The sequence below is a fragment of the Arsenicicoccus dermatophilus genome (assembly GCF_046267915.1).
Lineage (GTDB): Bacteria > Actinomycetota > Actinomycetes > Actinomycetales > Dermatophilaceae > Arsenicicoccus > Arsenicicoccus dermatophilus_A.
In genome coordinates this window covers 746,194-759,726 of record NZ_CP176520.1, presented here as the reverse complement: position 1 = coordinate 759,726, position 13,533 = coordinate 746,194, and the positions used below count along the sequence as shown (strand labels likewise).

13 protein-coding genes are annotated in these 13,533 nt (G+C 74.0%); 8 read left to right on the top strand and 5 right to left on the bottom strand.

Going from position 1 to position 13,533, the window contains the following annotated elements; translation table 11 throughout:
* Positions 1–2: 2 nt before the first annotated feature.
* Together ACK2IS_RS03925 and ACK2IS_RS03920 are read right to left on the bottom strand one after the other, a co-directional pair.
* Positions 3–746 (bottom strand): aminoglycoside phosphotransferase family protein, encoded by a 744-nt coding sequence (locus ACK2IS_RS03925; RefSeq protein WP_409484848.1) that lies wholly within the window; start codon positions 744–746, stop codon positions 3–5.
* A 55-nt stretch (positions 747–801) separates the two neighbouring features.
* A complete protein-coding gene (locus tag ACK2IS_RS03920) occupies positions 802–1,734 on the bottom strand; it encodes a hydroxymethylglutaryl-CoA lyase (RefSeq protein WP_409484847.1) in 933 nt (310 codons plus the stop codon).
* A gap of 195 nt (positions 1,735–1,929) precedes the next feature.
* On the opposite strand from ACK2IS_RS03920, the gene ACK2IS_RS03915 reads away from it, so the two are divergent.
* The 6 genes from ACK2IS_RS03915 to ACK2IS_RS03890 all read left to right on the top strand — a co-directional run bounded on the left by ACK2IS_RS03915 (position 1,930) and on the right by ACK2IS_RS03890 (position 9,031).
* A complete protein-coding gene (locus ACK2IS_RS03915; RefSeq protein WP_409484846.1) occupies positions 1,930–3,567 on the top strand; it encodes a DNA repair helicase XPB in 1,638 nt (545 codons plus the stop codon).
* A 62-nt stretch (positions 3,568–3,629) separates the two neighbouring features.
* A complete protein-coding gene (locus tag ACK2IS_RS03910) occupies positions 3,630–4,334 on the top strand; it encodes a response regulator transcription factor (protein ID WP_409484845.1) in 705 nt (234 codons plus the stop codon).
* Positions 4,331–5,830, top strand: a complete 1,500-nt coding sequence (locus ACK2IS_RS03905; protein ID WP_409484844.1) for an ATP-binding protein — start codon at positions 4,331–4,333, stop codon at positions 5,828–5,830. The genes ACK2IS_RS03910 and ACK2IS_RS03905 overlap by 4 nt, the downstream gene beginning before the upstream one ends.
* A 41-nt stretch (positions 5,831–5,871) precedes the next feature.
* On the top strand, positions 5,872–7,404 hold the full coding sequence (locus tag ACK2IS_RS03900; RefSeq protein WP_409484843.1) for a S1C family serine protease: 1,533 nt from the start codon (positions 5,872–5,874) through the stop codon (positions 7,402–7,404).
* A 154-nt stretch (positions 7,405–7,558) separates the two neighbouring features.
* The gene (locus tag ACK2IS_RS03895; RefSeq protein WP_409484842.1) at positions 7,559–8,464 is read left to right on the top strand and encodes a hypothetical protein; all 906 of its coding nucleotides are present in this window, start codon (positions 7,559–7,561) and stop codon (positions 8,462–8,464) included.
* Positions 8,465–8,530: 66 nt separating this feature from the next.
* A complete protein-coding gene (locus ACK2IS_RS03890) occupies positions 8,531–9,031 on the top strand; it encodes an ATP-binding domain-containing protein (protein WP_409484841.1) in 501 nt (166 codons plus the stop codon).
* A gap of 22 nt (positions 9,032–9,053) precedes the next feature.
* Here the strand turns inward: ACK2IS_RS03890 and ACK2IS_RS03885 are convergent, their stop codons facing one another.
* Positions 9,054–10,277: a glucose-1-phosphate adenylyltransferase family protein gene (locus ACK2IS_RS03885; RefSeq protein ID WP_409484840.1), complete on the bottom strand. Its 1,224-nt coding sequence runs from the start codon at positions 10,275–10,277 to the stop codon at positions 9,054–9,056.
* A gap of 75 nt (positions 10,278–10,352) precedes the next feature.
* Here ACK2IS_RS03885 and ACK2IS_RS03880 point away from each other — a divergent pair, with 75 nt between their 5' ends.
* Positions 10,353–10,985 carry a hypothetical protein gene (locus ACK2IS_RS03880; RefSeq protein ID WP_409484839.1) on the top strand — a complete coding sequence of 211 codons (633 nt, stop codon included), beginning with the start codon at positions 10,353–10,355 and terminating at the stop codon, positions 10,983–10,985.
* Between the two features lie 43 nt (positions 10,986–11,028).
* On the opposite strand, the gene ACK2IS_RS03875 is transcribed toward ACK2IS_RS03880, so the two are convergent.
* The gene (locus ACK2IS_RS03875; RefSeq protein ID WP_409484838.1) at positions 11,029–12,081 is read right to left on the bottom strand and encodes an alpha/beta hydrolase fold domain-containing protein; all 1,053 of its coding nucleotides are present in this window, start codon (positions 12,079–12,081) and stop codon (positions 11,029–11,031) included.
* Positions 12,082–12,288: 207 nt separating this feature from the next.
* Between ACK2IS_RS03875 and ACK2IS_RS03870 the strand changes: the two genes are divergently transcribed.
* Entirely contained in the window at positions 12,289–12,579 is a 291-nt protein-coding gene (locus ACK2IS_RS03870) for a WXG100 family type VII secretion target (protein WP_241450989.1), read from the top strand.
* Between the two features lie 22 nt (positions 12,580–12,601).
* Here ACK2IS_RS03870 and ACK2IS_RS03865 read toward each other — a convergent pair whose 3' ends face one another.
* A complete protein-coding gene (locus ACK2IS_RS03865; RefSeq protein WP_409484837.1) occupies positions 12,602–13,525 on the bottom strand; it encodes an EamA family transporter in 924 nt (307 codons plus the stop codon).
* Between the last annotated feature and the right edge of the window lie 8 nt (positions 13,526–13,533).

The window sequence follows — 13,533 nt, the reverse complement described above, 5'->3', positions numbered from 1 at the left end:
GGTCAGGCGGGATGGAGCCGGGCGAGGTGGGCGTGGCCGACCGCCTCGAAGGCCTGGTCCGCGACGTCGAAGGCCCGGGCCGCGGTCCCGACCGCCTCGACGACGTTCATCCGTCGCCACGTCGCGGGGTCCCGCGGGTCCTTCCCGTAGCCCTCGAGGAAGGCGGCCTCGAGCCGTGGGTCGCGCAGGAAGTCCTGCCGCGAGAGCCGGATCAGGTCCTCCTCGGGCGGGCGCAGGTCGGCCCGGACCAGCTCGACGAGGGCGGCGCCGATGCGGTGCGGCATCGCCAGGAAGCGCAGGGCGCGATCTCGCAGACGGTCGTTCCACCCGGGGTCGACCGTGGCCGACCGGCCGTGGAACGCCGCGATGAGTCGTCCGGCCTGCCGGTAGGTCTCGGGGTCGTCCTGGGCAGCGGTGCCCTCCACCAGGTGCCCGGGCAGCCAGGTCGTGACGAGGACCTGCGCCTGCTCGTCGGCGGCCACCAGACGGGCGACCTGCCCGGTCGCGAGCCACGGACGGGTCCACTCGCGGTGGCCGCGGATCTCGCGGGCGAGGTGGCCGTTCGTGGGGCCGCCGGCCTTGACGACATACCGGCCGTGCCTGGTCTGCACCTCCGGCACGACGGTGTCCGTCTGGCCCCACGAGTGGTCGGCCAGGACGGCCCCTGCGCCGAGCCAGCCCTCGACCAGCCGGCTCTGGGCGGGGCCGAGCGCGTCCAGCCCGGTGATCACGGCGCGTCCTGACACGCCTCCAGCATGCCGATGCCGCACGGCCGCTCGAGCCGCCCCACCCGGCCCCGGGCTACTCACCCGAGAGGGCCTTGACCACGCGCGACGGGGAGGGACGGCCGAGCTGCTCGCTCATCCACACCGAGGTCGCCACCAGACGCTCCAGGTCGACGCCGGTCTCGACGCCCATGCCGTGCAGCGCCCACACCAGGTCCTCGGTGGCCAGGTTGCCGGTGGCCGACCTGGCATAGGGGCACCCGCCCAGGCCGCCTGCCGACGCGTCGATCGTCCGCACGCCGAGCCGGATCGCCTCCAGCGCGTTGGCGAGCGCCTGGCCGTAGGTGTCGTGGAAGTGCACGGCGATCTGGTCGGTGGCGATCCCGCGGGCGTCCAGCGCCTCCAGCAGGCGCCCCACGTGCCCGGGGGTGGCGACGCCGATGGTGTCGCCCAGGGAGAGCTGGTCGGCGCCGAGGTCCATCATCCGACGGCACACGTCGGCGACCTGGTCGACGGGCACGTCCCCCTCCCAGGGGTCGCCGAAGCACATCGAGACATAGGCGCGCAGCCACAGGCCGTCGTCCTTGGCTCGCTTGGCGACCGGCTCGAACATCGTGAACTGGTCCAGCACCGTGGAGCTGAGGTTGCGGGCGGCGAAGGTCTCGGTGGCCGACCCGAAGATCGCGACCGAGGAGACGCCCAGGTCGAGCGCGCGGTCCAGGCCCTTCTCGTTGGGGACGAGCACCGGGCGGTGGGTGCCGAGGGCGAGCTCGCCGAGGGAGGAGACGAGCTCGGCGGCGTCCGCGAGCTGCGGGACCCACCGCGGCGACACGAAGCTCGTGATCTCGACGGTCTCCAGGCCGGCGCCGAGCAGCCGGCGCACGAACTCCGCCTTGACCTCGACGGGCACGAGCGACTTCTCGTTCTGCAGGCCGTCGCGGGCGCCGACCTCGTAGATCGTGACCCGGTCGGGGGCGCCGCTCATGGGCTCGAGCTGGGGCTTGCGCATGTCACTCCTGAACGTCGTCGGTCGAGGATCTGCTCCCATCCTGCCCCACGGCGGGCGGGCGGCCACCCGGACGGCGACCCCGCCTCGGCACCGGCGCGACAGCCGCGGGAAGTCCGTCGCGTGTGGCAGCGTGGGGCGGAGGGCGACCCCGGTCGCCTTCCGGCCTACCCCCGCCCGACCACCGAGGAGCCCCGCGTGCCCGACGGCCCCCTGATCGTCCAGAGCGACAAGACCCTCCTGCTCGAGGTCGACCACCCCGACGCCGAGGCGGCCCGGCGGGCGATCGCACCGTTCGCCGAGCTGGAACGGGCGCCGGAGCACGTCCACACCTATCGCGTCACGCCGCTCGGCCTGTGGAACGCACGCGCCGCCGGTCACGACGCCGAGCAGGTCGTCGACGCGCTCGTCACGCACAGCCGGTATGCCGTCCCCCACAGCCTGCTCGTGGACGTGGCCGACACGATGGACCGCTACGGCCGGCTGACCCTGGACAAGCACCTCACCCACGGCCTGGTCCTGCGCACCACCGACCGAGCCGTCCTGGCGGAGGTGCTGCGGCACGAGAAGATCCGCCCGCTGGTCGGCGCCCCGGTCGACGACGACACCGTGGTGGTGCACCCCTCCGAGCGCGGCCACCTCAAGCAGGAGCTGCTCAAGGTCGGATGGCCGGCCGAGGACCTCGCGGGGTATGTCGACGGCGAGGCGCACCCCATCGACCTGGTCGAGGACGGCTGGTCGCTGCGTCCCTACCAGCAGCAGGCGGTCGACGGCTTCTGGCACGGCGGGTCCGGGGTCGTGGTGCTGCCCTGCGGCGCCGGCAAGACCCTGGTCGGCGCCGCTGCGATGGCCAGGGCGCGGGCCACCACCTTGATCCTGGTCACCAACACCGTCTCCGCGCGGCAGTGGCGCGACGAGCTGGTGCGGCGGACCACCCTGACCGTGGACGAGATCGGGGAGTACTCCGGCGCCCGCAAGGAGATCCGGCCGGTCACCATCGCGACCTACCAGGTGCTCACGACCAGGCGCAAGGGCGTGTTCGCGCACCTGGAGCTGCTCGACGCCCGCGACTGGGGGCTCGTGGTCTACGACGAGGTGCACCTGCTGCCCGCGCCGATCTTCCGGATGACCGCGGACCTGCAGGCCCGACGGCGTCTGGGGCTGACCGCGACGCTGGTGCGCGAGGACGGGCGCGAGTCCGACGTGTTCTCCCTGATCGGACCCAAGCGGTACGACGCCCCGTGGAAGGACGTCGAGGCCCAGGGCTGGATCGCGCCCGCCGACTGCGTCGAGGTGCGGGTGACGCTGCCCGACCCGGAGCGCCTGGCCTATGCCGTCGCCGAGCCCGACGACCGCTACCGGCTCGCGTCCTGCGCGGAGGCCAAGGAGCGCGTCGTCGAGCGGCTCGTCGAGCGCCACGCCGGCGAGCCGACCCTCGTCATCGGGCAGTACCTCGACCAGCTGGAGTCCCTCGCCGCCCGCCTGGACTCGGCGGTGATCACCGGGCAGACCACGGTGCGCGAGCGGCAGCGACTGTTCGACGCCTTCCGGACCGGCGAGATCTCCCGGCTGGTGGTCTCCAAGGTCGCGAACTTCTCGATCGACCTGCCCGAGGCGTCCGTGGCGATCCAGGTGTCGGGGACCTTCGGGTCGCGGCAGGAGGAGGCCCAGCGCCTCGGTCGGGTGCTGCGACCCAAGGGCGACGGCCGGGCCGCGCACTTCTACACGGTGGTGACCCGCGACACCGTGGACGCCGACTTCGCCGCCCACCGGCAGCGCTTCCTCGCCGAGCAGGGCTACGCCTACACCATCGTCAACGCCGACGACCTGGGCTGAGACCCCGAGCTCGTGCAGCAGATTCCCAGCAAACCTTCAGTGTCCGTCGTCATACTGTCGGCATGAGCACCACACCCGAGGCCCGCCTGCTGGTCGTGGAGGACCAGCCGAACATCCGTGAGCTCCTCGCCACCAGCCTGCGATTCGCCGGTTTCGAGGTCTACACCGCCGGGGACGGGGGGGCCGCGCTGATCCTCGCCGAGGAGCACGAGCCGGACCTGGTCGTGCTCGACGTGATGCTCCCGGACATGAGCGGCTTCACGGTCACCACCAAGCTGCGCGAGGCCGGGCGCCACGTCCCGATCGTCTTCCTCACCGCCCGCGACGCCGTCGACGACCGCGTCAAGGGCCTGACGATCGGCGGCGACGACTACATCACCAAGCCGTTCAGCCTCGAAGAGGTCGTGGCCCGCATCCGCGCCGTGCTGCGCCGCACCCGCACCGACGAGCCGCAGGACTCCACCATCGTCTTCCACGACCTGGAGCTCAACGAGGACTCCCACGAGGTGCGCCGGGCGGGCAAGGTCATCGACTGCTCCCCCACCGAGTTCAAGCTGCTGCGCTACCTCATGCTCAACCCCAACCGGGTGCTCTCCAAGCCGCAGATCCTCGACCACGTCTGGGACTACGACTTCCGCGGCGAGGCCGGGATCGTCGAGTCCTACATCTCCTACCTGCGCCGCAAGGTCGACACCATCGACCCGCCGCTGATCCACACCAAGCGAGGTGTGGGCTACGTGCTGCGGCTGCCTCCCGAGATCTCGTGATCGCACCGCCCGCCGCGTGGGGCGGGGCCGCGCGCCGGGCGCTGCAGCGGGTGCCGCTGACCCACCGGCTGGTGCTCATCACCGTGATGATGATGGCGGGTGCGCTGACCCTGACGACCGCGGCCAGCTCCTGGCTGCTCGAGCGGCAGCTCGTGGCCCGGCTGGACCAGGAGCTCGCCACCAGCGCCGTGCCGCTGCGCGACGCCGCGATCGACGCGCTGCTGCGCGACCGCGAGCTCGACAACTTCCCCACCAACTACGGCGTCTACATCTACCTGCGCGGCTCCAACCAGCAGATCGCCTTCCACCCGCCGACCGAGACCGAGCGCCCCGACATACCCCCGCTGACCCTGACCTCGCCGCAGGTCACCAGCCGGACGATCTTCGAGGTGCCGTCCAAGGACGGCGGGTCCAAGCACTGGCACGTCATCGCGGGCACCCTCACCGGAGGGTCCGGGACGTATGCCGTGGCGGCGTCGCTGCGCGGCGTGGAGCGCACCACCAGCCAGGCCGTGCTGTTCAACCTCGGCGTGGGCCTGGTCGCGCTGACCACCCTGATCGGGCTGGGGTGGCTGGTGATCCGCCGCGCCTTCCGGCCGCTGCGGCAGATCGAGGACACCGCCGCCGTCATCGCGGGCGGCGACCTGACCCGACGGGTCCCGATCCGCGACTCCCGCGACGAGGTCGCCAGCCTGGGCCTGTCCATCAACCGGATGCTGAGCCACATCGAGGAGTCCTTCCAGCGGGTGGAGGCGAGCGAGGCGCGGATGCGTCAGTTCGTCGCCGACGCCAGCCACGAGCTGCGGACCCCGCTCGCGGCCGTGCGAGGGTATGCCGAGCTGTACCGCCAGGGCGCGGTCACGCAGCCGGACCACGTGCACCAGGTCTTCACCCGCATCGAGGACGAGGCGACCCGCATGGGTGCGCTCGTCGAGGACCTCCTGGCCCTCGCCCGCCTGGACGAGCAGCGGCCGATGACCATGACCGACGTGGACCTGACCGTGCTCGCCGCCGACGCGGTGCAGGACGCCCGCGCCCTCGCGCCGGACCGGGCGATCACGCTCCAGGGCGTCGGCGGCCCGCTCGGGCCGGTGCCGGTGCGCGGTGACGAGGCCAAGCTGCGCCAGCTGATCACCAACCTGGTCGGCAACGCCGTCAACCACACCCCGGCCGGCACCCCCGTCGAGATCGCCGTCGGGAGGCCCGACCCCGAGCACGCCCTGCTGCAGGTGATCGACCACGGGGACGGCATCGCGCCGGAGCTCGTCGAGCGCGTCTTCGAACGCTTCTTCCGCGACGACCCCTCCCGCGGCCGGACCGAGCACGCGGGAGGCACCGGCCTGGGTCTGGCCATCGTCCAGGCGATCACCGGCGCCCACGGCGGCCGGGTGTGGATCGACCAGACCCCGGACGGCGGTGCCACCTTCACCGTCCGACTCCCCACCACGACCCCCACGGCGCAGACCCAGGAATCACCCATCGATCCCCTAGGTTGACCGAAGAACCTGCGTGACACCACCCCCGAAGGAGCCCAGCGATGTCCGAGCCGCTCGACCCGCACTCGCCCACGGCCGGCCGACCGGCCACCCCCGGCCACACCGGCCCGGGCCTGCCGGCCCCCGCCGAGCACACGCAGGAGATCCCCCGCCACGCCACCACGCACGAGCTGCCCCAGACCCCTGGCCGGCCCGGCGACGCCGCAGGCGCCCACCCCGTCGGCGCGCAGGCAGCGGCCGGGTCGGCCGCGGGTGGATCGGCCGCGGGTGCGCCGGCTGCGGGCGGGACGCCCGCGGGTGCGGGCGCCACCTCCGGCTCCGTGCTCCCTCCCCCGCAGGGGGCGCCGTACGCCTCGGGCGGATCGACCCCGGCGGGCCCGTCCGCGCGACCGCCCCGCCGCGGCGGCTGGTGGCAGGTGCCGACGGCCGCCCTGGCCGCGGCGCTGCTGGCGAGCGGCACCACCGCGGCGCTGGTCTCCCACAACACCGACCGACGCGCCGCCTCCGCCGTGACCACCCACTCCCCGAGCCCCGCGGCCGGCTCGACGCGCATCACGCAGGCGCCCCTGCAGCAGGCCAACGCCGACGCCCCCAACTGGAAGGCCACCGCCGCCGCGGTGTCCCCCAGCGTCGTGTCCATCTCGGTGGCGGACGCGGGCGGCAACGGCGGTGAGGGCTCCGGCGTGATCCTGGACCAGCAGGGCCACATCGTCACCAACAACCACGTCGTCGGCGGCAACGGCAGCGACCCGCAGATCGTCGTGACCCTGTCCGACCAGCGGGCCTTCCGCGCCAAGATCGTGGGCCTGGACCCCTCCACCGACCTGGCCGTGATCCAGCTGCAGGGCGGCGTCAAGGACCTGCGGCCCATCGCCATCGGCGACTCCGACAAGATCGCCGTCGGTGCGCCGGTCATGGCCGTCGGCAACCCGCTCGGCCTGTCCGGCACCGTCACCACCGGCATCGTCTCCGCGCTGAACCGCCCGGTGCGCACCACCCAGGAGACCCCGCAGGACCCGATGGGCGGGCTCTTCGGGGGCCAGCAGCAGTCGGGCGCCAACGAGGTGATCACCAACGCGATCCAGACCTCGGCACCGATCAACCCCGGCAACTCCGGCGGCGCCCTCGTCAACGCCGACGGCCAGCTCGTCGGCATCAACTCCTCGATCGCGTCGATGGGCTCCTCGTCCGGCGGCCAGGGCGGGTCCATCGGCATCGGCTTCGCGATCCCGGTCAACGAGGTGACCTCGATCGCCGACCAGCTGATCAAGAACGGCAAGGCCGAGCACGCCTTCATGGGCGTCACCTCCGCGACCGGCATGGTCAAGGACGGCGACGGCCAGCGCGTGGCCGCGGTCATCGGCACCGTGGTCCCCGGCGGCCCCGCCGAGCGCGCCGGCATCCGGCCCAAGGATGCGATCATCGCGATCGACGGCGAACCCATCACCGGCTCGCAGTCCCTGGTGGCCCAGGTCCGCGAGCGCAAGGTCGGGGACAAGGTCACGATGACCTACCTGCGGGACGGGACCCGCCGCGACGTCGAGGTGACCTTCGCCCTGAAGTCCCAGAGCTGAGCCGGGCCGCGCGGACCGGGACGACCCCGCCGCCAGGAGGGGCAAGCCCGCGGCGGAGAGCTTCTCGCCCGGCGGGCGGGTGCGGTCGACGATCCGCACCCGCCCGACGGCGCTTCCTCGGACGTTCCCCCACCACCCGCGCAAGAGGTCCGCCATGCCCTCTGCCCCCGACACCGGCGACCTCGGCGCCCAGCAGGAATACCTCGTGCGGGCCCGCGCCGCGGAGCGGCTGGCGGTCGCCCTGTGGCAGCGGGCCCGTTCCCTGGAGGACGACCCCACGACGGCGCTGTTCTTCGGACGGCTCGACCTGGACGCCGCTGCCGCCGCGGTGCACGAGGGGCGACCGGTTGTACGTCGGGCGCCGGCACGTCTCCGACGAGTCGGGCGACCCCATGGTCATCGACTGGCGGGCCCCGTGTCGACGGCGTACCACCTCGCCTCCCCCGTCGACCCGATGGGCGTGCGGCTGCGGCGTCGCTTCGGCCACGACCACGGCCAGATCACCGCGATCCAGGACGAGGACCTGACGGGCTGCGCGTCGACGACAGCACGACCGTCTGCATCCAGGGCGCCCCCGGCACCGGGAAGACCGCGGTCGGTCTGCACCGCGCGGCCTGGCTGCTGTACGCCTACCGCGAGCGGCTCAGCCGCCAGGGCGTCCTCGTCGTCGGGCCGCTCCACCCCGGTCACGAGGTATGCCGCGAGCATCTGGCCGCGGCTGGACGCCCGCGCGGTCCTGCACCGGCTCTGGTCGGACCCCGACGCGCTGGCCGCGGCCGCCGACGGGATCCTCACCGCGGACGAGCATCGGATGCTGCTGTGGGACAAGGCACCCCGCACGCCCGGCGCCGCCCGCTGGACGGCCGCCGACGCGGTCCTCGTCGACGAGGTGGAGGGTCTGCTCACCCGCACCCCCAGCCTGGGGCACGTGGTGCTGGACGAGGCCCAGGACCTGTCCCCCATGCAGCTGCGGGCCGTCGGGCGGCGCTGCTCGACGGGCGCGGCGACGGTGCTCGGCGACATCGCGCAGGGGACGACGCCGTGGGCGACGGGGTCCTGAGCCGAGTCGCTGACCCACCTGGGCAAGCCCGACGGGCAGGTCACCGAGCTGGTGCGGGGCTTCCGGGTGCCTGCCTCGGTCATCGCGTACGCCGCGCGGCTGCTGCCCGCCATGGCCCCGGGTCTGGCCGCCCCCGAGGCGGTGCGCTCCGACCCGGGCCGGCTCGCCGTGGTGGCGGCGGCACCGCAGGAGCTGACCGACCGGGTCGCCGAGCAGGTGCGTGACCTGCTCGCCGGCCCGGGCTCCCTCGGGGTGATCGTGGCGGACGACCAGGTCGCCACCGTCGCCGGCGCCCTCACCGCCGCGGGGATCGAGCACGGGGTGCTCGGCGCCGACCACGGGGACGTGGCGCACCGCGTGGACGTGGTGCCGGCGACGGTCGCCAAGGGCCTGGAGTTCGACGCCGTGGTGGTGGTCGAGCCGTCCCGCATCGCCGCGGCGGAGCCGGACGCGCGGACGGGCTTGCGCCGGCTCTACGTCGTGCTCACCCGCGCGGTGTCCCGGCTCGTGGTGGTCCACGCCGAGCCGCTCCCACCGCTGCTGGCGTCCGGCGTACCGGAGGAGTAGGCCTCTCACCCACCGGGACAGGTCAGAGGTGGGTGCCGGGCTCCAACCGGGTGCCGGCGGGCAGGTCCACACCCGCCCCGACGTGGCACTCACGCCCCAGCAGCGTGACCTCCTCGTCCTCGAGGGCGCGGTGGGGACGCAGCCGCCCCACCTTGGCGCCCTCACCGATGACGCAGTGGGTGTCCACGATCGCCGAGGCCACCCGGGCCCCGGCCTCCACGCGGCCGTGGGCGAAGATCACGCTGTCCTCCACCACCGCGTCCTGGGCGACGTGGACGCCCGGCCCCAGGACGCTGCGGCGCACCGTGCCGTGCACCTCGCAGCCTGCGCTCAGCAGCCCGTCGTCCACCTCGCCGCTCGGGCTGACCCGGGCGGGCGGCAGCTCGGGGAACCTGCTCAGGATCGGCCAGCCCGCCCGCTCCAGCGCGTCCACCTGCCCGTCGAGCAGGTCCCGGTGGGCCAGCAGGTAGTCCGAGGGCGTCCCGAGGTCGCGCCAGTATCCCGACAGGGGGTAGGCCCGCACCTCCCCCTGCTCGACGAGGTACGGGAGCAGGGTCTGCCCGAAGTCCCCCAGGCCCGAGCCCTCCGCCTCCGCTCCCTCGGCGCGCAGGGCCTCCAGGGCGGTCACCAGCGCGCCCGCGTCGTAGGCGAAGATCTCGGCCGCGATCGTGGTGCTCGGCGGCTGCTCGGACTTGTAGGCGACCTCGGTGATCCGGCCGTCCTCGTCGACCACGACCGCCGCCTTGGCCCGGGCCTGCTCGGGGGACACGTCCACCGTCACCACGGTGCAGGCGGCACCGGAGCGGCGATGCTCCTCGACCACCTCGGCGAGGTCCAGGGCGAAGACCGAGTCCGCGCTCAGGACCAGCACGACCTCGGGCCGAGCGGCCCGGATGTCGTCGACCCGTCGCACCAGGTCGTCGGCGTTGCCCTCGGAGAAGCCGCTGTGCGCAGCCCCCTGCTCCGGCACCAGCCACTGGAGTCCGCCCTCGGTGCGGTCCAGGTCCCAGGGGCGACCGCCGGCGACGTGCCGGGCCAGCGAGCTCGCCTGGTACTGCACCCCGAGCCAGACGCTGGTGATCCCAGAGTGGGCGAGCGACGACAGGGCGAAGTCCACCAGCTGGTAGTGCCCGCCGAACGGCAGCGCCGGCTTGGCCCGCTCCCGGGTGAGCACGTCCATGCGGGAGCCCTGTCCGCCTGCCTGGACGATGGCCAGGACCGGGTGTCGACGCGAGGTGCGGATCATGGGATCGAGCCTAGGTCGACAGGCCGATCCACGGCGTCCTGGGACCGGACGGGTTCGTGTGGCACGCTGGCCGGCATGGACGACATCGTGGCGTCGTGCGCCGCCGACCTGCGGGTGCTCTCGCCGGGCGCCGACGACCACGTGCTGGAGTCGGTGGCCACGGACCTGGTCGACAGGTGGCTCACCCCTGACCGGAGCCATCGCACGCTGCGCCACCTCGCCGAGGTCCTGGCGGCGCTGGGACGGCTGGCGGCGGTCGGGGAGATGGACGACCGGGAGCTAATGCTGTGCCGGGTGGCGGCGTGGTTCCACCACGCGTGCGGCCCGATCGCGAGCCCCGACGACGGCGCCGCCCTGGCCGTGGCGTCCCTGGACCGGCTGGGCGCCGACCTGACGGTGATCGAGCAGGTCGCCGAGCTCGTGGCCGCCACCGAGGACCACTCCCCCGGCGCGGACCGGGCGCGCGCGGCGCTCCTGGACGCGGACCTGTGGATCCTCGCGGCCCCGGAGCAGCGGTTCGACGAGCACTGCGCCCAGCTGGCCGCCGAGCACGCCCACGACGAGGCGTATGCCGAGAAGCGCGCGGCCCGGCTGCGGGTCCTCGTCGAGCGGGAGCACCTCTATGCCACGGAGCACGCACGCCGCTCCTGGGAGCCCGTCGCGCGTCGTGCGGTGGACCGCGAGATCGCCCGTCTCGCCGAGGCCTGAGCGGCCGCGTCCCGGCCCGGGCCGCCTCGGTCGACAGCGCCCCTCAGAGGTGGGCGCGCAGGAAGGCCACGACCTGGCGCTGCAGGTCGGGCCGGGTGTAGAAGGCCTGGTCCGCGTGACCTGCGTCGACCAGGACGACGGGGGCCGGGACGCCCGCCCGGGTCAGGGCCTGCGCGAGCCGCTGCGACTGGGCCATCGGCACCACGCAGTCCTGGCGCCCGTGCAGCAGGAGCATGGGCGGTGCGCCCGGGTGGACGTGGTGCAGGGGGCTGGCGAGGGTGCCGGGTGCCGCTCCGGCCGGCGTGCTGGGGTCGACCCCGACGAGCGCGGTCTCCGGGCCCAGGTCGGACGGCGGGCAGCCGGCTGCCGTGCGGTCGGCAAGCAGGTGGGGCAGGTCCGCCACGCCGTACAGGGCGACGACGGCCTTGACCGCGCTGGACCCGCCGGACCGTCCGAGGGCGCCCTCCAGGTCGGGGCCACCTGCGCGTGCCCGGGTCGGCCCGAGCAGCCCGGCGAGCTGGGCGAGGTGCCCGCCCGCGGACTCGCCCATCACGGCGATCCGCTCGGGGTCGAGCCGCAGCCGGGGTGCCTCCCCGCGCAGGTGACGGATCGCGGCCTTGACGTCGTGGATCTGGGCGGGGAAGTGGGCCTCGCCCGTCAGCCGGTAGTTGACCGACGCGACGGCGTAGCCCTGGGCGAGCAGGACGTCCCGCAGGTGCTCCACGCCGATGGAGTGGGCGGTGCCGTCCAGGAGCGCCTTGTCGCCCGTCCTCCAGGCACCGCCGTGCACGAACACCACCAGCGGGTGGACGCCCGGGGTGGCCGGTAGGTGCAGGTCGAGGCGGTGCGAGCGGGAGCGGTCGCCGACGTAGTCCACGTCGCGCAGGACCGCACCGGGCGCCGCACCGTCGCGGGCCGCACCGTCCGGAGAGGTCGGGGCGGGCGCCGGCGAGCCCGCCCCGCTCCCGGTGGCCGTGGAGATGCCGGAGGTGGCCGACCCGGTGCTCGGGGTCGTGCCGTCGGTCCCGGCGCAGGCGGTCACCACGAGCAGGGACGACGTGACGAGGGTCGTCGCGCGGAGCATCGGTCGGCGCATGCGGTGGGCTCCTCCGGTGGGCTGGGACCCCAACCTATCCCGCGGGCCGCAGCCCCTGGATCGCCCGTGACTGTCGGTGTCCGTCCCCACGCCGACGGGTGAACGCTGGGGACCTGTGGACGGCCGGGCGGTCCGTTCCCCGCTCTGCCGGACAGTGGTAGGCGGCCGACACCTCGTCGGCTGCACCCACCGGACAAGGACATGGTCATGAGCGCTACCTTCACCGTCGACACCGAGCGCATCGCGGCGGCAGCCGTCGACGTCGGGCACATCTCCGGGGAGATCGAGTCGCAGGTCGCGGCCCTGATGGGTCGGCTCACGGCGTTGCAGGACGCCTGGCAGGGCTCGGCCTCGGCCGGGTTCCAGGGCGTGATGGCCCAGTGGCGTGGCACCCAGAGCCAGGTCCGGGAGTCCCTCGACGCGATCAACCGGACGCTCCAGCAGGCGGGCGTGCAGTATGCCGACACCGAGTCCGCCAACACGGCGATGTTCCGGTGACCCTCGGGGGTGCGGCGGCGGGTCACAGGCCGGCAGGCTCGACGGGCGGGTGCGCGCGGTCCGGGGCGTCCGGTCGCGGCGCCCGCCGCGGGCCGATGACACCCAGCGCCATCAGGACCCCCACGATGATCACCGCAGCCCCCACGAGCCCCGTGGTCGTGGGGGTCTCGCCGTTGTAGAGGTAGGCCGCCACCGTCCCCACGACGGGGACGAACATGGACCAGGGCGCCACCGTCGACGCCGCGTGCCGGGACAGCAGCATGTTCCACAGGCCGTAGCCCGCCATCGACGCGAGGTAGGTCACGAAGGCCAGGCCCACCAGCGACATCGGCGTCAGGTGGGTGAGCGCGTGCCGGTCCCGCTCCCAGCCCTCGAGCCACAACGAGAGCCCGAGCAGCGGGACCGGGGCCACCAGCGCCGACCAGACCACGAGCGAGAAGCCGGTCCGCGGCGGGTAGCGACGGGTGAGCACGTTGCCGGCGCCCCAGGAGGCGGCCGCCGCCACGGTGAGCAGGAAGGGCAGCAGCGGCGCCGAGGCCATGAACTGCCAGCCGACGAGGGCCATCCCGGCCACCCCCAGGGCGATGCCGGCGACCTGCCAGCGGGTGGGCAGCTCGCGCAGCACCAGGGCGGCCAGACCCACCGTGAAGACCGACTGCACCTGCAGCACCAGGGAGGCCAGGCCCGCCGGCATACCCAGCTGCATGGCGGTGTAGAGCAGCCCGAACTGCCCGGCGCCCATCGCCAGACCCGCCCCCACCACCACCCGCCACCCGGTGCCCGGCGGCCGCACGAGGAACACCGCCGGCAGAGCGACCAGGGTGAACCTCGTCGCGGCGAGGAGCAGCGGCGGGATCACCTCCATGGCGAGCTTGGCGGCCACGAAGTTCACGCCCCAGATCAGGACCACGACGCCGGCGAGCAGCATGTCCTTGCGGGGCATCATGGCGGGCT

Excerpts from the sequence above, each read along its gene's own strand:
- ACK2IS_RS03900 (WP_409484843.1), top strand. The coding sequence starts at position 5,872 with ATGTCCGAGCCGCTCGACCCGCACTCGCCCACGGCCGGCCGACCGGCC.
- ACK2IS_RS03910 (WP_409484845.1), top strand. The coding sequence starts at position 3,630 with ATGAGCACCACACCCGAGGCCCGCCTGCTGGTCGTGGAGGACCAGCCG.
- ACK2IS_RS03865 (WP_409484837.1), bottom strand. The coding sequence starts at position 13,525 with ATGATGCCCCGCAAGGACATGCTGCTCGCCGGCGTCGTGGTCCTGATC.
- ACK2IS_RS03920 (WP_409484847.1), bottom strand. The coding sequence starts at position 1,734 with ATGCGCAAGCCCCAGCTCGAGCCCATGAGCGGCGCCCCCGACCGGGTC.
- ACK2IS_RS03870 (WP_241450989.1), top strand. The coding sequence starts at position 12,289 with ATGAGCGCTACCTTCACCGTCGACACCGAGCGCATCGCGGCGGCAGCC.
- ACK2IS_RS03895 (WP_409484842.1), top strand. The coding sequence starts at position 7,559 with ATGCCCTCTGCCCCCGACACCGGCGACCTCGGCGCCCAGCAGGAATAC.
- ACK2IS_RS03875 (WP_409484838.1), bottom strand. The coding sequence starts at position 12,081 with ATGCGCCGACCGATGCTCCGCGCGACGACCCTCGTCACGTCGTCCCTG.
- ACK2IS_RS03885 (WP_409484840.1), bottom strand. The coding sequence starts at position 10,277 with ATGATCCGCACCTCGCGTCGACACCCGGTCCTGGCCATCGTCCAGGCA.
- ACK2IS_RS03880 (WP_409484839.1), top strand. The coding sequence starts at position 10,353 with ATGGACGACATCGTGGCGTCGTGCGCCGCCGACCTGCGGGTGCTCTCG.